14 protein-coding genes and 1 tRNA gene are annotated in these 17,310 nt (G+C 52.7%); 2 read left to right on the plus strand and 13 right to left on the minus strand.

Going from position 1 to position 17,310, the window contains the following annotated elements:
• Positions 1–16: 16 nt before the first annotated feature.
• The 3 genes from ACTRC3_RS02210 to ACTRC3_RS02220 form a co-directional block, all read right to left on the minus strand.
• Complete coding sequence (locus tag ACTRC3_RS02210) at positions 17–913, minus strand: DUF1002 domain-containing protein (RefSeq protein WP_440321221.1); 897 nt, start codon at positions 911–913, stop codon at positions 17–19.
• A 2-nt stretch (positions 914–915) separates the two neighbouring features.
• Positions 916–1,878 carry an alpha/beta fold hydrolase gene (locus ACTRC3_RS02215; protein WP_440321223.1) on the minus strand — a complete coding sequence of 321 codons (963 nt, stop codon included), beginning with the start codon at positions 1,876–1,878 and terminating at the stop codon, positions 916–918.
• A gap of 79 nt (positions 1,879–1,957) precedes the next feature.
• Positions 1,958–2,584, minus strand: coding sequence for an AAA family ATPase (locus ACTRC3_RS02220; RefSeq protein WP_440321225.1), 627 nt, complete (start codon positions 2,582–2,584; stop codon positions 1,958–1,960).
• A 197-nt stretch (positions 2,585–2,781) separates the two neighbouring features.
• Here ACTRC3_RS02220 and ACTRC3_RS02225 point away from each other — a divergent pair, with 197 nt between their 5' ends.
• Entirely contained in the window at positions 2,782–4,875 is a 2,094-nt protein-coding gene (locus ACTRC3_RS02225; RefSeq protein WP_440321226.1) for a hypothetical protein, read from the plus strand.
• A 217-nt stretch (positions 4,876–5,092) separates the two neighbouring features.
• Here the strand turns inward: ACTRC3_RS02225 and ACTRC3_RS02230 are convergent, their stop codons facing one another.
• Entirely contained in the window at positions 5,093–6,673 is a 1,581-nt protein-coding gene (locus ACTRC3_RS02230) for a glucose-6-phosphate isomerase (protein WP_440321228.1), read from the minus strand.
• A 222-nt stretch (positions 6,674–6,895) separates the two neighbouring features.
• Between ACTRC3_RS02230 and ACTRC3_RS02235 the strand changes: the two genes are divergently transcribed.
• Positions 6,896–6,969 (plus strand) — tRNA-Pro (locus ACTRC3_RS02235).
• Between the two features lie 92 nt (positions 6,970–7,061).
• On the opposite strand, the gene ACTRC3_RS02240 is transcribed toward ACTRC3_RS02235, so the two are convergent.
• The 9 genes from ACTRC3_RS02240 to ACTRC3_RS02280 all read right to left on the minus strand — a co-directional run bounded on the left by ACTRC3_RS02240 (position 7,062) and on the right by ACTRC3_RS02280 (position 16,944).
• Positions 7,062–7,589 carry a VanZ family protein gene (locus ACTRC3_RS02240; RefSeq protein ID WP_440321230.1) on the minus strand — a complete coding sequence of 176 codons (528 nt, stop codon included), beginning with the start codon at positions 7,587–7,589 and terminating at the stop codon, positions 7,062–7,064.
• A gap of 75 nt (positions 7,590–7,664) precedes the next feature.
• Positions 7,665–8,450, minus strand: a complete 786-nt coding sequence (gene trpA / locus ACTRC3_RS02245) for a tryptophan synthase subunit alpha (protein WP_440321232.1) — start codon at positions 8,448–8,450, stop codon at positions 7,665–7,667.
• Entirely contained in the window at positions 8,443–9,627 is a 1,185-nt protein-coding gene (gene trpB, locus ACTRC3_RS02250; protein ID WP_440321234.1) for a tryptophan synthase subunit beta, read from the minus strand. The genes trpA and trpB overlap by 8 nt, the downstream gene beginning before the upstream one ends.
• Positions 9,628–9,697: 70 nt before the next feature.
• Positions 9,698–10,315: a phosphoribosylanthranilate isomerase gene (locus tag ACTRC3_RS02255; protein ID WP_440321236.1), complete on the minus strand. Its 618-nt coding sequence runs from the start codon at positions 10,313–10,315 to the stop codon at positions 9,698–9,700.
• A gap of 90 nt (positions 10,316–10,405) precedes the next feature.
• Positions 10,406–11,248, minus strand: a complete 843-nt coding sequence (trpC, locus tag ACTRC3_RS02260) for an indole-3-glycerol phosphate synthase TrpC (RefSeq protein WP_440321238.1) — start codon at positions 11,246–11,248, stop codon at positions 10,406–10,408.
• Positions 11,245–12,258 (minus strand): anthranilate phosphoribosyltransferase, encoded by a 1,014-nt coding sequence (gene trpD / locus ACTRC3_RS02265; protein WP_440321240.1) that lies wholly within the window; start codon positions 12,256–12,258, stop codon positions 11,245–11,247. The genes trpC and trpD overlap by 4 nt, the downstream gene beginning before the upstream one ends.
• Positions 12,255–12,827 carry an anthranilate synthase component II gene (locus ACTRC3_RS02270; protein WP_440321242.1) on the minus strand — a complete coding sequence of 191 codons (573 nt, stop codon included), beginning with the start codon at positions 12,825–12,827 and terminating at the stop codon, positions 12,255–12,257. The genes trpD and ACTRC3_RS02270 overlap by 4 nt, the downstream gene beginning before the upstream one ends.
• Entirely contained in the window at positions 12,824–14,365 is a 1,542-nt protein-coding gene (gene trpE, locus ACTRC3_RS02275) for an anthranilate synthase component I (protein WP_440321244.1), read from the minus strand. Before trpE ends, ACTRC3_RS02270 begins: the two co-directional genes overlap by 4 nt.
• Before the next feature lie 530 nt (positions 14,366–14,895).
• Positions 14,896–16,944, minus strand: a complete 2,049-nt coding sequence (locus ACTRC3_RS02280) for a glycoside hydrolase family 13 protein (protein WP_440321246.1) — start codon at positions 16,942–16,944, stop codon at positions 14,896–14,898.
• Positions 16,945–17,310: the final 366 nt, after the last annotated feature.

Genomic DNA, 17,310 nt, shown 5'->3' on the forward strand with positions numbered 1-17,310 from the left:
CCCAATGTTATTCTTTTTATCCGATAAACTGATTTACCAGACTCATAATCTTATCAAAAAAGCGGGTAATAAAATTGCCGACCTGCTTGGTATCGATCTTGTCCAGATCCAGGCCCATGCCCTTCAGCTTGTTGTAAATCTCTGTGGCCTGCTTCGACAGGGCGTCCACGTCGATATCCAGCTTGCTGATCTTGTTCATCAGGCCAATCAGCTGCTGAACCTGATCATCGGTCAGCTTGATGTTAAATTTGTCCATGGCATCACGGATGATTTTCTCAATGTCTGCGTCGTCTTTTACATTATTTTCCAGAATTTGCTGCTTGATATAGGCCACCATGTCGGAAGCGGTCTCGGAATCGCCCAGCTGATCACCCAGATCGCCGGTCACTACCAGCTCGTTGACGGCGGTCTCCAGAGCCTGCTCATCTACCTTGGTGCCGGTCATATCCGCGTAACCCTTGACCGCGCCGATCAGAGCGGAGGTTCCGGAGATGTTGGACGGAGCCGCCACGAATACGTTGGCGTCCTGAAGGCCTGCGGTCAGCAGTGCGTTGGTATACATGTCGATGGTGCAGTAGCTGATGTTATAAGTGGTAACATTCAGGCCGGCGCCCTCCTCAGCCGGACGGATCAGCACGGATGATAAGGCGTGGGTGCCGATAACGCTGGATGAAAGGTAAGCGTCCAGATACTGATGCTCCTCCGCATTGGTGATGCTGATGACGTCGTAATTGGCCAGATCGCTCTCATCCACGCCCAGAAGTCCCAGAACCGCAGCCCGCTGATCCGTGCTTAAATCCGCGCCCAGCGCCAGAATCGGTTTGTCATCGGAGGCGGCATTCGCTGTCACGCCAAGTCCCAGAGTCATGGTCAGAACCAGTACCAGTGCTAAAAGCTTCTTTGTTATTTTCATAATTATTTTCCTCCTGTTTTACGCCGCGGATCGTTCATCCGTACGTACAACCATGCGTAGAGATCCTTGTAGACCGTGGCACGATCTGTCTCGTTGAGGATCTCATGTCTGTCATTTTCATATAAAATCCAGGTAACGTCCTCCATACCTAAAGCCTGAAAGGCCTTCCGCACCTGCTCCACGCCTTTTCCAAAATTTCCCACCGGATCTTCGGCTCCGGATACGAACAGCACCGGCAAATCCATCGGCATTTTCTGAAGATTTTCCGGCATCGAGGCCTCCTCGATGCTATGGAACAGATTATAATAGCCGTTCAGTGTAAATAAGAAGGTACAGCGCTCATCTGCGAGATAAGCGTCTACAATCCGCTCGTCCTTCGTCAGCCAGTCTCTGGTGGTGCGGGCCGGTCGGAAGTGCTTATTATAGCCCCCGAAGGCCATATTGTCAACAAAGGGCCAGCGGTAACGCCATCCCTTCACCTTCGCCATCAACCGACAGAGGTTCTGCCCAAAGCGCAATGCCGCCATCGGCTGGCTTCCGGTTCCCATGATAATCGCACCGTCCAGCTCATCACCGTAACGGCACAGATACTGACGAAGCAAAAAAGATCCCATGCTGTGGCCCAGTATATAATAGGGCAGCTCCGGATACCGCTTCGCCGTCCTCTTGTGCAGAGTTCTCAGATCCCGCAGCACGATTCCGTTACCGTTCTTCTCTGCGAAATATCCGTAATCCTCTTTATTTACAATGGAGCCGCCGTGGCCCAGATGGTCATTGCCCACCACCAGAAGGCCCTTTTCCGTCAGGTAAGAGGCGAACTCCTCATAGCGTTCGATATACTCCACCATGCCGTGGAAGATCTGAAGCACCGCTTTCGGCTCTCCTGCTTCCGGCTTCCACTCCACGCCATGGATCTTCGTCCGCCCGTCCGCGGACGCGTATGAAAATTCCCGTTTTACTGCCATGTCATTTTCCTTTTATCCCAATATCCAAAAAGGGGTATCTTTCCTTTCAGATACCCCCTCTTATCTCTGTCAGTCTGTGTTATTTATCAGCCAGCATATTTTCCGCAAAATCCTGAATGGCCTTTGCCGCCTGCTCATAGGTCATCTGTGTGGTATTGATGCACAGATCGTAGTTCTGCATATTCTCCCATTCCTGACCGGTAAAATAGCGATAGTAATCGCGGCGGTACTTATCCGTCTTGGTGATGAACTTATCCGCCGTCTTCCAGTCGATCTTCTGGCGGTTCATCTCTTTCTCAATACACTTTTCCCGGGATGCGTAAATGTACACACGAACCAGTCCCGGCTTGTCGCGAAGCACATAATCTGCCGCACGGCCAATGACCACATAGTTGGACTCGTCCGCCAGCTCGCGGAGCACCTTAGCCTGATAGTTGAACAGGTTATTGTTCGAGGTAAAATCCTCCTTCTCCGGCGGGATCAGGCCTCCTGTATATACCTTCTGGGACGCCCGGAACAAAAGGCTCTGCTTCTGATCCTCATCCGCCCTGGCGAACAGCTCCTCGCTGATGCCGCTGTCGTCTGACGCCAGACGCAGGATATTCCGGTCATAAATCTCCACGCCCAGATTCTTTGCAAGAATTTTTCCGATAGAGGTCGCCCCGCTTCCGCAGGTTCTGGTGATTGCAATTACGAATTTATCCATATACAAGCCTCCTCTTTTCTCCGCTTATAGGTATTTTTATTGTAGTTTTTTTTCGAGGGTTTGTCAATTGTTCCCGGGAAATCGGAGATTTTTTCTGCGCCCGGACGAATTCTGTTTGGCTTGTCAAATGACGCGCGCTCTGCTATTATCAGATTAGCATTGGTACTCTGTTTTTACAGAAGAAAGGATTTCCTTTTATGAATCATATAAGCACAAAATTTCGGCAGCTTTCCGTGCCCGCCGCCGTTCTTGTCTCACTGGGCGCGGCTCTTTTTCTGGCGCTGGCGCTGGAGATTGGTGTTTTTCAGTTTTCTTATTTTATACAGTCCTTCGGGGATTATCCCGAGACCGCCATGGATCTTTCGGCGGAAGCAGGCTGGAACGGTGAGGCTCTGGCCCTGCTGCCGGACAATCCATCCGCATCTTTCGACAATCTTTCCCTGCCGGTCCGCAGCGTAACAGTGGTCACAGCCGGTTCCGCCAAAGTGCTTTCCGGAAATGTGGGAATCTGCGACGCGGCCACTTCGTCCAAGACCACCGGAGCCGGAAGCTTTACCGTCAATCCCGGCGGCCGGGAAAATACCTTTACTGTACGCCTCCACAGCCATGGGGATCTGAACCGGCTCCGCCTGACCTTTACCGATGAACTGACTGAACCGGTCTTTCTGCTGTCTGTGACACTCAATACCCGGGTGCCGCTGTCCATCCATGGCCTCCGGGTGCTTCTTCTGACTGCTTTCTTTACCGTACTGTTTCTGATTTATCGTTTCCGCATTTACGCACAGGATTATCAGCCCGGGAAACGCAGCCACCGACGTCTGCAGCTTGGGGCGCTTTTGCTGTCCCTCTTTATCTCCGCAGGTATCCTGTACGCAGGCGATGCTTCCCATCAGCTTTTGCGTCCCTATCCGTCGCTTCAGGATATCCGTTCCATGGATATGGGCGCGGACGCTTACATGCAGCAGCTGGACGCCTTTGCGAAAGGCCAGGTATATCTTGATCTGGACGTTAATCCGGATCTGGAAACTCTTCCCAACCCTTATGATAAGACGGAACGTGAAAAAATGGATGTGGATTATCACTGGGATCGGGCTTATTACAACGGAAAATATTATTCTTATTTCGGGCTTGCCCCCCTCTTTATGGTGTATTATCCCATTTATCTGGTAACCGGCATGCTGCCGACGACGGCTTTCGCGGGAACGCTGCTGACATTGTTCGCCGTGCTGTGTACTTTCGCGGCCATTCATGGGCTCTTGCGGCTCTTTGCTCCCAAAGCCAATCTGCTGATCCTTCTGATCGGAGAAATCGCGGTGCCGGGCGGCAGCTTTCTGTGGCTGATGCAGGCTTCTTCCGGCAGCTTTTATTATCTGCCATCCATTGCCGCTTTCGGCTGGCTGGCAGCGTTTACGGCCCTGGCTTCTTACGGTTATCTGGCACAGACTGCCCGGAAACGAGTGCTGCTTTTCGCACTCTGCGGTCTTTCCGTAGTCATGCTGGTACTGTCCCGGCCCAATGTGGTACTCTTGGCCATGGCCTTCGGCGCGCCGCTGTTCCTGCGGATTCTCTTTGATAAGAAGCTTTCCGCAAGACAACGCTTTCTGGAGAGCGCCCTGCCGTTCCTGATTCCGGTTCTCATCGGAGCTGCCGGAATCATGTACTACAATTACATCCGCTTTGACTCTTTCTTTGAGTTTGGCACCTCCTATCAGCTGACGGAGAGCGATATCCGGTTTAATTCGGTGACCTTAAGCCTGCATCACTTCGGTAATATGCTGTATCACTATTTTATGGAGCCTTTTGTATACAAGGAGTTTTTCCCATTCCTGAAATTTACCGACGACATCTGCCTGGATTTCGGAAACTATCTCTATCAGGAATACAGCGCGGGGCTCTTACAGATGCCGCTGAATCTGGGCATTTTCCTGCTGATTCCGGTTGTCTGCACGAAGTCTTCAGGCAAAAAAGAGCTTTTGAAAAAGCAGACGGCGGTTCTGGTACTGCTGGCTGCGCTGGTACTGGGGTATCTGGACTTTATCCTGGGCGGTATTCTGATCCGGTATGTCTGCGACCTGTCGCCGGCGCTGTCGGTGCTGGCCCTGTTTCTGATACTGGATCAGATTCATTATGATGGAACGCGATCAGCGCGGATCCTGTATGGGCTTGTATGCTTCCTGCTGGTCCTTACCATTGGGCGCGGACTATTGACGATTTTCTCCAATGAGACCAACTTCGTTTTGCACAGGAACCCGGATTTCTATCTGTACGTAAGCCGGATGTTTCATGGATAGATATCCAGCTACAATCTTATGTAAACTAAATATTTAGAACAAATAGATGAAATATAACTAAGAACTACTTTTCCTATCTTTAACTGAAAGTTGTAAAAACAATATTTCTCATAAAAAATCTCATGTACGGATGGCTTCTGTCATCCATACATGAGATTTTCTGTTTTCGCTATTCAGATTTCTCTATTCTGCTGCGATTTTATTTTCTATGATCTGATTAGATATTCAGCAGATCGCTGTAAGCCTTCAGCGCTCCGTCCGTATCATGCGCCAGTACCCGCTTTGCCAGTACCTTGCCAAGCTGTACGCCCTCCTGGTCGAAGCTGTTCAGGTTCCATGCGAAGCCCTGGAACATAATCTTATTCTCAAAATGAGACAGCAGCGCGCCCAGAGTCTCCGGAGTCAGCTGATCGCCTACAATGATGCTGGAGGGACGGCCGCCTGCAAAGTACTTGTTGCGATTCTCGTCTTCCTTGCCGCACGCGAAGGCTACCATCTGAGCAACTACATTGGCGCAGAGCTTCTGCTGGCTGGTGCTGCCCTGGATGTCCACATCCACGCCGCACTGGTTGTTCTTAAATCCGATGAACTGCAGCGGTACGATGTCGGTTCCCTGGTGAAGCAGCTGATAGAAGGAATGCTGCCCGTTGGTTCCCGGCTCGCCGAAGATGACCGGTCCGGTCACGTAATCTACCGGCTCGCCGAAGCGGTTCACAGATTTTCCGTTGGACTCCATATCTGCCTGCTGCAGATGGGCCGGGAAGCGGCTCAGTGCCTGGGAGTACGGCAGAACTGCTGTGCAGCCCATACCCAGAACATTGCGCTCGTATACGCCGATCAGAGCGTCCAGCATCGCCGGATTCTCCAGAAGGTTCTCATTCTTTGCCAGCACGTCCTCTGCAGCTGCGCCTGCCAGGAAGCGATCAAATACCCCGGGACCGAAGGCCAGGGATAAGACAGCGCCGCCTACTGCGGAGGTGGAAGAATAACGTCCGCCGATGTAGTCGTCCATGAAGAAGGCCGCCAGATAATCGTCGCTCTTAGCCAGCGGAGAGGTCTCGCTGGTGACAGCTACCATATGCCTGGAAGCGTCCAGACCTGCCTTTGCGAGCGCGTCCTTGACGAAGGACTCATTTGTCAGAGTCTCCAGAGTCGTACCGGACTTGGATACCAGTACAAACAGGGAATGAGCCACATCGATAGAAGCCAGTACGGCTGCCGCGTCGTCCGGGTCTACGTTGCTGATGAACTTCGCTTCCATCTTGAAGGTGTCATTCTTCTTTGCCCAGTTCTCCAGCGCCAGGTACATTGCACGGGGACCCAGGTCGCTGCCGCCGATACCGATCTGAACGACAGTGGTGAATTTCTCGCCTGCCGCGTTGGTGATTTCGCCTGCGTGTACCTTATTCACAAAGTCCGCTACCTTCTTCTGCTGCTCTACGTAGAACGCGCGCTTGTCCACGCCGTCCGCTACTACTGCGTCGCCCAGCTGGCCGCGGGTCAACTGGTGAAGCACCAGACGCTTCTCGCCGGTGTTGATCACCTCGCCGTTATAGAGAGCCGCGAACTTCTCCGTCAGCTGTGCTTCCTTTGCAAGCTTCGCCAGTACTGCCAGTACGTTATCGTCTACGGCCTTTGCGGCGTAGTTGTATGCCATGCCTTCTGCCATTGGCACACTGTATGTCTTCACACGCTCTGCTCCGTTCTCACCGGACATGACTTCCGCCAGGTTTACGCGTGCGGTGTCTTTCAGCTCCTGATAGGATTTCAGGGTATCCAGATTTTTCCATTCAACCATGATAGATAATTCCTCCATTTCTGATAAGCTTACCACTCTCCGTTTTTATGACACAATTCTCCTCAGTCAGTGTCCGGGAGCAGAGCCTATATTCTTTTGCATTGTATCACATTTACATCGATTGATCTACCCTGCGAAATATTTTAAATTTTTTTAATTTTCTACTGGACAAACTCTTAAACTTATGCTATTATATCATTTGTTGACGGCAAGTCACAAAAACGGCGTGTGGCTCAGCTTGGTAGAGCGCTACGTTCGGGACGTAGAGGTCGCAGGTTCAAATCCTGTCACGCCGACGAATGAAAAGGAATCCTTGGAGAAGGGTTCCTTTTTTGTGATAGAAATGAAAGAGCGAAGCACTGATTTTCCGACGCTTCGCTCTTTCGTTTTATGCCCGTCTCTTCTTTTTCTTCTTCGCCAACGGACGGAAGACCGTCACCCTGCCAATAAAACAGATAATCTGCACCAGAATGACGCCCACCGTCACGCCGACGCTGTCGATAGCCACGTCCCGCTTCGACGGTCCGCGGCCCGCCACAAAGGACTGGTGGTACTCGTCCAGCGCCGCGAAGCCCACACAAAAACCGCCTGCCAGAAGCAGCAACCAGATCCCGCGCACGCCGTATACATACAGCGGAAAGGATACCGAGACCGCCAGCAGAAAATATTCTGTCATATGAGCCAGCTTCCGCACCGGATAATTGATTCTCTGAATATACTGCGCCTCCTCCTGCGCGCTCCAGTGCAGATCAAAGCTCTCATTTGCCGTCTCGACGATGATTTCACTTACCTTGTAGCTTAAATTCCCCGATGTGATTCCATCCTGGGCCGAGAAACCGTAGATGACATACATCATGGCCAACGCCGGAAGGAAGGACAGGGGCTTTAAAATCGCTCTTAATAATGCTTTTATCATAACGGGGCTATCATAGCACCATTTCCCCGGGCTGTCTAGGCGGTAAACGGAAGATTAAGGAAACACTAAGAAAATTTACGCTTCCCGCACCGCGTCCTTCATGGCTTTCACATACTCCTTCACCTTTGGCACACACTCGGTTCCGTAGGCCGCGCAGAGCTTCACGATGGCGGAACCCACGATGGCACCGTCGGACTGAGAGGCCATGTTCTTCGCCTGCTCCGGGGTAGCGATGCCAAAGCCCACGGCGCAGGGGACGTCCTTCGCCTCTTTTACCAGCCTCACCATGGCTCCGATATCCGTGGTAATCTCAGTCCGAGTTCCGGTAACGCCTAAGGAAGATACGCAGTAAACGAAACCGTTCGCCTCTTTTGCGATCATTTTGATGCGTTCATGGGATGTGGGTGCAATCAGGGAAATCAAATCCAGTCCGTACTGCCTGCATACGCTGTCAAATTCTTCCTTTTCTTCAAAGGGCACATCCGGAAGAATCAGGCCGTTCATACCGATTTCCGCTGCCCGGCCAATAAAGTCTTCGGTACCTTTTCCATAGGAAAATACCACATTGGCGTAGGTCATGAATACCATGGGAATATCGGTCTTTTGCCGGATCTGCTCTACCATGGCAAAGATCTTGTCCGTGGTCACGCCGCCCGCCAGGGCCCGCATATTGGCCGCCTGAATGACCGGACCCTCTGCGGTAGGGTCTGAAAACGGAATACCCAGCTCAATCAAGTCCGCGCCCGCCTCCTCGCAGGCATAGACCAGCTGTTCCGTCACCTCCAGCGACGGGTCGCCGCAGGTAATGAACGGGATAAATGCCTTTCCATTTGCAAATGCGTCTGCAACTTTTTTACTCATGAAGATCCTCCCCTCTGTAACGGGCAATGGCCGCGCAGTCCTTGTCGCCCCGTCCGGAAATAGTAACGACGATAATCTGCTCCTTGTCCATGGTGGGCGCCAGCTTTCTTGCGTAGGCCACCGCATGGGCGCTCTCGATGGCCGGAATGATTCCCTCAGTCCGGGACAGGTACTCGAAGGCCTCCACAGCCTCGTCGTCGGTCACCGGCACATACTGAGCCCGGCCAATATCGTAAAGATGCGCATGCTCCGGTCCCACGCCCGGATAATCCAGTCCTGCGGAAATGGAGTATACCGGCGCTATCTGTCCATATTCATCCTGGCAGAAATAGGACTTCATGCCGTGGAAGATACCTAAGCGGCCTGTGGCGATAGTAGCCGCCGTCTCCGCCGTATTGACGCCCCGTCCTGCCGCCTCGCAGCCGATGAGCTGCACCTCCGGATCCTCGATGAAGTGGTAGAAGTTTCCGATGGCATTGGAGCCGCCGCCCACGCAGGCCAGCACCGCATCCGGCAGCCGTCCTTCTTTCTCCATGAGCTGTTGCTTCGTCTCCTTGGAAATAACTGCCTGGAAATCTCTTACAATTGTTGGGAACGGATGAGGTCCCATGACGGAACCCAGCACATAGTGGGTATCCGAAATCCGGTTGGTCCACTCCCGCATGGTCTCAGAAACCGCATCCTTCAGGGTGGCCGTGCCGCTGGTGACCGCATGTACCTGCGCGCCTAAGAGCCGCATCCGGTACACATTCAGCGCCTGCCGCTCTGTATCCTCTTTTCCCATGAAAATCTCGCATTCCATATCCATGAGCGCCGCTGCAGTGGCCGTCGCTACACCGTGCTGGCCTGCGCCGGTCTCGGCGATGACGCGGGTCTTGCCCATCTTTTTCGCCAGCAGCACCTGACCCAGCACGTTGTTGATCTTGTGGGCTCCGGTGTGGTTCAGGTCCTCACGCTTCAGGTAAATCTTCGCACCGCCCAGATCCTTTGTCATGCGCTCCGCATAATAAAGTCTGGAGGGCCGTCCCGCGTAATCGTTCAGAAGCTCTGTCAGCTCCCGGTTGAATTCCGGGTCATCCTTATAGTGATTATAGGCCTCTTCCAGCTCAATCACTGCATTCATCAGTGTTTCCGGAATGTACTGGCCTCCGTGGATTCCAAATCTTCCCTTTGACATATGGTTCCTCCTGTATGTTGGCTGCGCGTTTTCCGCCCAGTCTGATCGTTTCTATCTTATGTCTTTTTTATCAGAAACCGATTTCCAGTGTTCGCACCATTTTCACCGCTGCCTGTATCTTTATCGGATCCTTTACGCCATCCGTCTCCAGGCTGCTGCTTAAGTCCACCGCCCAGGGCTTCACCTGGGAGATGGCTTCGGACAGGTTCGAAGCGCCGAGGCCTCCCGCCAGGAAAAACGGCCTTGCAAGCTCCGGAACCAGGGACCAGTCGAAGCACTGGCCGGTTCCGCCGCCTCCCTGATCGAGGAGCAGATAGTCGGCGCTGCTCTGTAAGGCCCGTTCTATGTCAGCCTCTGTGCGGATGGAAAAAGCCTGGAGCAGCGGCTTATCGATCATCTGCCGCAGCTGCCGGATATAGGCCTCATCCTCACTGCCGTGAAGCTGTGCCAGCGCCAATGTGCCGTCGTTCAGCAGTCCGGCCACCAAATCCAGGGGCGCGTTTACAAAGACGCCCACGGCCTGTATCTGCTCTGACAGGCCTTTCGCCAGCTCCCGTACCTGTTCGACGCTTACATTCCGGCGGCTCTTCAACACTTCGATGACGAAGCCTGCGAAATCCGGCTGTGCCTCGTTGACTGCCCGGATGTCTTCGGGTCGTTTCAGGCCGCAGATTTTGATTTTTGTCATGTTCTTTCACTCCTTGCGGCGTCCCGCCGAAAGCCTCGCAGGAACTCTTGCTTATCCTTTCCATGCGTTCTCTCAAAAATTTCCTGCTGGTTATCTTTTCAGCGGGCTTCCGTTTAACCGCTCCAACTCCGCTTTCTTATCTGTACTCCGCATCAGCGTCTCGCCAATCAGCACCGCGTCCACCTGATGTTCCCTTAAGATACTGATTTCCTCCGGTCCCTTAATCCCGCTCTCGGATACGAAAAGCACCTCTCTGGGAGCCAGATTCCGAAGTCTTATGCTGTTCTGCATATCCACCTGAAAAGTCTTCAGATCCCGGTTATTGACGCCGACGATCTTTGCGCCGACGTCCAGCGCCATTTCCACCTCTGTTTCATCGTGGGCCTCCACCAGCGCGTCCAGCCCCAGGCTTTCGGCCTGCTGCCGATAGTCCCGAAGCTGCACTTTGTCGAGAATCGCGCAAATCAGCAGTACCGCCGATGCTCCCAATGTCTTTGCCTGGTAAATCATGTACTCGTCCACGGTAAAGTCTTTTCGCAGCACCGGAATCCGCGCCGAGCCGGTGATCTCCTTCAGATACTGATCCGCACCCCGGAAATAAAAGGGCTCCGTCAGGCAGGAGATGGCCGACGCACCTGCCACCTCATATTCCTTGGCAATCTCCAGATACGGAAAATCCGGCGCAATGAGCCCCTTGGATGGGGACGCTTTCTTCACCTCGCAGATGTAGGACATGCCCGGTACCGCCAAAGCCCGGTAAAAGCATCCGCCTGCTGCGGCGTTATCTGCTCCTGTCAAAGCCCCCGCCCCGCCATGTTTCTTAGATCGAAGCAGTTCTTCCGCCAACCCTTTCATTTCCGCCGGACTGCACCGCCGTTTTTCCTCTTCGATTCGTTCCCTTGTCTTTCCTGCTATTTCCTCTAAGATATTCATTCCGCATTGCTTTCCTTTACAAATTCTTCCAGTTTCTTTTGTGCCGCGCCGCTGTCGATCAGTTCTTCGGCCATCCGCACGCCCTGCTCCATGGTCTCGGCCTTGCCTGCGATATAGAGGGCTGCGCCTGCGTTCAGGCAGACCGCCTGGCGCTTCGGACCTTTGTCAGCGCCATTTAAAATATTCCTGGTAATCTCCGCATTTTCCTGGGGTGTACCGCCCTTCAGCGCATCCTTTTTGCAACGTGTATAACCGAACTGCTCCGGTGCGATTTCGTAGGAGGTGAACTTGCCATCCCGAATCTCGCAGACGGAGGTGGGTGCGCACATGGAGATTTCGTCCAGCTTATCCTGTCCGTAGACTACCATGCCTTTCGTCACGCCCAGATTTTCCATAACCTGTGCCAGAGGCTCCACCAGACTGCCGTCGAAGACGCCCATCAGCTCCATATTGGCTCCGGCCGGGTTACTTAATGGTCCAAGGATGTTAAACACGGTGCGGATGCCCAGCTCCTTGCGGATGGGAGCCACATATTTCATGGCGATATGATAATTCTGGGCAAACAGGAAACAGATGTTAATCTTCTTCAGAAGCTCCGCGCTCTTTTCCGGGGAAATGGTGATGTTCACGCCCAGAGCCTCCAGCACATCCGCTGCGCCGGATTTAGAGGATGCCGCCCGGTTGCCGTGCTTGGCTACGGGGACGCCACCTGCCGCGATGACCATGGAAGCCGTGGTGGAGATATTGAAGGAATTGGAGCCGTCGCCGCCGGTTCCCACGATTTCCAGCACATCCATGTCGTGAAGCAGCTTCACGCAGTGGGCCCGCATACCGGCCGCCGAAGCCGTAATTTCATCGATGGTCTCACCCTTCAGAGACAGAGCTGTCAGATAAGAGGACATCTGCACCGGCGTCGCCTCGCCGCTCATGATCTCATTCATGACTGCTTCTGCCTCTTCATAAGTCAGGTTCTCTTTCTTTGCCAGTTTTAAAATCGCTTCCTTAATCATCTTACTACCTCCATAAAATTTTCTATCATCTGTTTCCCATCGGGCGTCATCACCGATTCGGGATGAAACTGTACGCCGAAAATGGGATATTTCGTATGTTCCACTGCCATGACCTCGCCGTCGTCGGAGCGGGCCGTCACCCGAAGCTCCTCCGGTAAAGTCTCCTCCAGGGCCGCCAATGAATGGTACCGGGCCGCCGGGAATGTCTCATCCAAGCCTTTGAATAGCTGACTTTCTCCGGTCTTATGGATCAGCTTTTTCTTGCCGTGCATCAGCTCTTTTGCGTAGGAGACCGTTCCGCCGAAGGCCTCGCAGATGGCCTGATGCCCCAGGCAGACTCCGAAGATGGGAACCTTGCCCGCGAAATGACGGATGACCGGAATACAGATGCCTGCGTCCGCGGGTCTGCCGGGGCCGGGAGAAAGCAGAATTGCTTCCGGCTTTAGGCTATCAATTTCCTTCACGGTGGCTTCGTCATTTCGAATAACCCGGATGTCCGGCTCCACCGAGCCCACCAGCTGGTAGAGGTTATAGGAAAAGCTGTCATAATTGTCGATTAATAGTATCATTCCAGTCCCTCCTGTGCCTTTTCGATGGCCTGTACCACGGCCCGGGCCTTGCTGCAGCACTCCTCGAATTCTTTCTCCGGTACGCTGTCCGCCACGATGCCCGCGCCGGAGCGGATACAGATTTCTCCGTTTTTCTTGTAGACCAGCCGGATGGCGATGCAGGTATCCAGGTTCCCGGCGAAATCCAGATAACCGATGGCCCCGCCGTAGATGCCCCGCTTGGACTGCTCCAGCTCCTCTATAATCTGGCAGGCCCGGAACTTCGGCGCGCCTGAAAGGGTGCCTGCCGGGAGAATGGCGTCCACCGCATCTACCGCGTCCTTATCGTCCCGGATGATTCCGGTGACAGTGGAACCCAGATGCATCACATGGGAGAAATGCTCCACAGTCATGTATTTCTCCACCTGTACCGTGCCGATTTTGCTGATTTTTCCGATGTCATTTCGTCCCAGATCCACCAGCATATTGTGCTCGGCCAGCTCCTTTTCGTCCTTCAAAAGTCCTTCCTCCAGCTCCCGGTCCTCTTCCTTTGTCCGTCCCCTGGGGCGGGTGCCCGCCAACGGGAAGGTGCTTAAATGACCATCCTCCAGCTTCACCAAAGTCTCCGGGGACGCGCCCGCGATCTCGATATCGTCGCTGGAGAAGTAGAACATGTAGGGCGAAGGATTGCTGACCCGCAATACCCGGTAGGTATCAAAGAGGCTGCCCTCGGCTTTGGCCCGCATGGGATTCGACAGCACTACCTGGAAAATGTCGCCCTCGCGGATGTATTCCTTCGCTTTCTCAACCATCTGGCCGTAACGCTCTTTCGGGAATTTGGGTTGAATCTCGGATTTCAACCTCAATGGCCGGAACTCCGGCTTCTGTCCGGTGCGGATAAGCTCTGCCAGCCTTTTAAGCTTCTCTTTTGCCTTCCGATAAGACTCCTCCACATGTTCCGTCCGCACGCCTGCAATCAGGAAGATTTTCTGCTTATAGTGATCGAAGGCAATAACCTCGTCGAAGAGCATCAGATCCATATCCCGGAAGTCCTGCTGCTCCGCGTCGCTAAGGTTCAGCTTCGGCTCGCTGTACTTGATGTAATCATAGGAGAAGTAGCCTACCAGGCCGCCGGTAAATGGGGGCAAGCCTTCCAGCACCGGGCTTTTATAGTCCTTCAAAATTTCCCGGAGGGCTTCGCCCGGGTGGGTGATCTTTCGCACTTCCACAGTCTCTGATGCGTCTGTGGCATCTGTTTTCCCTGCCTCAGCCTCCTGCGTCTTTGCCCCTATCCGGGCCTCCGCCGTCCGCCGGATGGTCAGCTCCCCGTCCGTCAGATTCAGCTCCAGCGTGGGATGACAGCCCAGAAAGGAATATCGGCCCCAGCTCTCGGTCTGGCTGGCACTCTCCAGCAGGTAGCAATGGCGGCTGGAGCCCCGCAGGGTCCTAAGTACTTCCACCGGCGTGTAGCGGTCTGCGTACAGCTCCCGGCATACGGGAATTCTGCGGTATTCGCCCGACGCCGCTATCTTCTTTACTTCTTCAAGGCTTGGATACATCACTTTTTCCTCCTGTCCTAAAAAGAATGTGCCTTGGCAACCATCTACCACTGCGCCGAGTGCGATAATATTTTTTATGTAATAGGGGATTCCATAGGAATTTCCTATTACATAAAAAAATCCCTGACAGACTTCTACATCTGTCAGGGACGAGTTCTACAAATTATATACCACCCGCGGTACCACCCTGTTTCACGGAACGAACCGTGCTCTTTGCGGAATACCTACATATTCCCGGCAACTGACGTATGCCCTACGTCGCAGAATACTTGGTTTACATCATATCCATTCTGATATCTGACCTTTGACTGCGCCCTCAGCGGTCCATTTGATATCCTGCATCTCGATCCGGCTTCCACCTCCCCGGACTCTCTGGGCGCGCATGAACATCGTTATCTCCGCTTCAACGGTTTAGTTCATAAAATTTTTTATTAACTTATCACGATGGTAGGGATTTGTCAACCCCTTTTTCTATTCTCGTTTTTTCTTTTTCTTGTATTCGAAAATTTTTGTTTTTTATACCCTATTTCTTAATTATTTCCGGTATGGCTCATAACAGCCGCGGAATAGGGCGGCATATAAATCTCAATCTTGCCGTCGCACACCAGATAGTGGGCTTTTTCCAGGTTAAATTCTTCTTCCATGGACAGCACATGGCGCTCAAACAGTTCGCCGTCCGAAATCTCGATCTGCCAGACCGGAATCGTCATGCGCTCCGCTTCCTCAGTATTATTGATAATGGTCAGCACATGATTATCGTCCAAAAAACGGCCAAAGGCGAAATGTCCGTCCTTGGCGTACACCGGGATACCGCTGCCCCGACGACAGGCCGGGTTTTCCTTGCGGACGCGGATCAGCTCCTTGTGGTAACGGATCAGATCCTGATCCTCATGGCCCCAGGGATAGGTTCTCCGGCTGTCCGGATCGGTGAAGCCGCAGACGCCGGCCTCGTCACCATAGTAAATGGTCGGCGCGCCGTGCCAGGTCATCATCATGGCCACCGCCTCCCGGAAGACCGCCTTGGAGACGCCTTCCTCGGCCGCCTCGCTGCCCAGTTCATCCACGCGGCCCACCTTATGGTTGGTGCGGGTCAGAAAACGGGAATGGTCGTGGTTCGAAAGCTGATTCATGGCAATCAGATAGGACTGGCCCGTAAAGGCGCAGGATTTTTCCCGCAGGGTATCAATAAAGGCATTCGCATTGTTCATCAAATCCGGCTCCCTGCCGTCGCTGTGCTTCTCCATGCCGGTCAGATACCAGGTAATGGGCTCCATGAAGGTGTCGTAATTCATAATGGAATCCCACTCGCCGCCCTTCAGCCAGCTGGTGGCGTCGCCGTAGTGCTCCGCATAAATGACAGCCTCCGGATTGGCCTCCTTCACATTTTTCCGGAAATCCTGCCAGAATTTATGGTTGAAATCCGCGGACAATCCTAAATCTGCCGCCACGTCCAGACGCCAGCCATCCACATTATAAGGCGGAGAAACCCATTTCCGGGCAATGCCCATAATATAGTCATAAAGCTCCTGAGAGGTCTCGTAGCTCAGCTTCGGCAGGGTGTCGTGACCCCACCAGCCGTCGTAATAGGGATTGTACGGCCACTCATGGGTATTATTGAACTTGAAGAAATTCCGGTAGGGACTTTTCTCGGAGACATAAGCGCCCTTTTCGTAGTCGCCGTCATCCTCGTAAATGCATTCCCGATCCAGCCATTTGTTGAAGGATCCACAGTGGTTAAAGACGCCGTCCAGCAGCACGCGCATGCCGCGTTTATGCACCTCCTCCACAAAATGGATAAAGAATTCGTTGCTGGCCTCCAGGTTTTCCTTGCTCACTACACGCTTAATATACTTTGTCGCTTTTTTATTATCCAGCTCACCCGGCGGGAGCAGCTCACCGCCGTCCTCTTTGATCACTGTATAATGGGGATCGATATAATCATAATCCTGACAATCGTATTTATGATTGGACGGGGACACGAATATCGGGTTCATGTAAATGACCTCGATGCCCAAATCCTGCAGATAATCCAATTTATCCAGGATGCCCTGCAGATCGCCGCCGTAGAACCGGCGCACGTCCATGCCCTCAGGCGGTTCGCTCCAGTCCTTTACCTGTTCCACCTGCTGGTGGATATAGCTGTATTCTCCTGTCAGCACATCATTGGTGGGATCGCCGTTGCAGAAGCGATCCACGTAGATCTGGTACATGACCGCGCCCTTGGCCCAGTCCGGCGTAGCGAAGCCCGGAATGATGCGGAAAGCATAGCTGTCCTGCAGATTATTGGTGATGCTCAGCTTATTATAAAAAAGCCGCTCCTCATCGGAACGGATTTCAAAATAATAATAGATGGTGTCAGTTCCTACTTCAATGTCAATCTCATAATAATCAAAGCGGCCTCTGGAACAGACCTTTGTCATCGGATTCCGTTCTTCACCGCTAATAAAATATACAGCTTCTACATTATCCTTTGCAGTTCGAAAGCGTAACTTTACCCGTTCGCCTGCTTTCGGCTCCAGCGGAATCCGAAAGCCCTCCGACTCCTCTACGAAAAGCGCCTGTCGGTTAATCTTTCCCATAATTCTCTCTCTTTCTGTCACAGCCGCTCTTCTGTGGCTGCTCCCTGGTTATTATTTTATAATACCAGCTCTTTCATTTCAACATTTGTTTATTACGTAACAATCTTGCCTATCTGCAGACTTCTGTCCCATATATTCTGTCTCTGCTGTTATTACAGATATTTCCGCACAAAGTGAAACAGACAGCTCGCGCTGTCTGTTTCAGGAGAAGGTATTTCTTTTTACTTATGGGGTGTAGCAAAAACTATATAATGTATTGGGGGTTTTACGAGTATTATTATATCATAATGTCGCGATAAGTGTGCACAAACTTCACAAAAATCATCATCTGTTTTTGTGAAATATCCACAATACTAATCCGTCATA

It is taken from the genome of Laedolimicola sp. (assembly GCF_051972735.1).
Classification (GTDB): domain Bacteria; phylum Bacillota; class Clostridia; order Lachnospirales; family Lachnospiraceae; genus Laedolimicola; species Laedolimicola intestinihominis.

Bases quoted from the DNA above. Each gene is read 5' to 3' on its own strand.
- ACTRC3_RS02280 (WP_440321246.1), bottom strand. From the start codon at position 16,944: ATGGGAAAGATTAACCGACAGGCGCTTTTCGTAGAGGAGTCGGAGGGC.
- ACTRC3_RS02240 (WP_440321230.1), bottom strand. From the start codon at position 7,589: ATGATAAAAGCATTATTAAGAGCGATTTTAAAGCCCCTGTCCTTCCTT.
- ACTRC3_RS02210 (WP_440321221.1), bottom strand. From the start codon at position 913: ATGAAAATAACAAAGAAGCTTTTAGCACTGGTACTGGTTCTGACCATG.
- trpD (WP_440321240.1), bottom strand. From the start codon at position 12,258: ATGATTAAGGAAGCGATTTTAAAACTGGCAAAGAAAGAGAACCTGACT.
- ACTRC3_RS02215 (WP_440321223.1), bottom strand. From the start codon at position 1,878: ATGGCAGTAAAACGGGAATTTTCATACGCGTCCGCGGACGGGCGGACG.
- trpC (WP_440321238.1), bottom strand. From the start codon at position 11,248: ATGAATATCTTAGAGGAAATAGCAGGAAAGACAAGGGAACGAATCGAA.
- trpB (WP_440321234.1), bottom strand. From the start codon at position 9,627: ATGTCAAAGGGAAGATTTGGAATCCACGGAGGCCAGTACATTCCGGAA.
- trpE (WP_440321244.1), bottom strand. From the start codon at position 14,365: ATGTATCCAAGCCTTGAAGAAGTAAAGAAGATAGCGGCGTCGGGCGAA.
- ACTRC3_RS02225 (WP_440321226.1), top strand. From the start codon at position 2,782: ATGAATCATATAAGCACAAAATTTCGGCAGCTTTCCGTGCCCGCCGCC.
- ACTRC3_RS02220 (WP_440321225.1), bottom strand. From the start codon at position 2,584: ATGGATAAATTCGTAATTGCAATCACCAGAACCTGCGGAAGCGGGGCG.
- ACTRC3_RS02230 (WP_440321228.1), bottom strand. From the start codon at position 6,673: ATGGTTGAATGGAAAAATCTGGATACCCTGAAATCCTATCAGGAGCTG.
- trpA (WP_440321232.1), bottom strand. From the start codon at position 8,450: ATGAGTAAAAAAGTTGCAGACGCATTTGCAAATGGAAAGGCATTTATC.
- ACTRC3_RS02270 (WP_440321242.1), bottom strand. From the start codon at position 12,827: ATGATACTATTAATCGACAATTATGACAGCTTTTCCTATAACCTCTAC.
- ACTRC3_RS02255 (WP_440321236.1), bottom strand. From the start codon at position 10,315: ATGACAAAAATCAAAATCTGCGGCCTGAAACGACCCGAAGACATCCGG.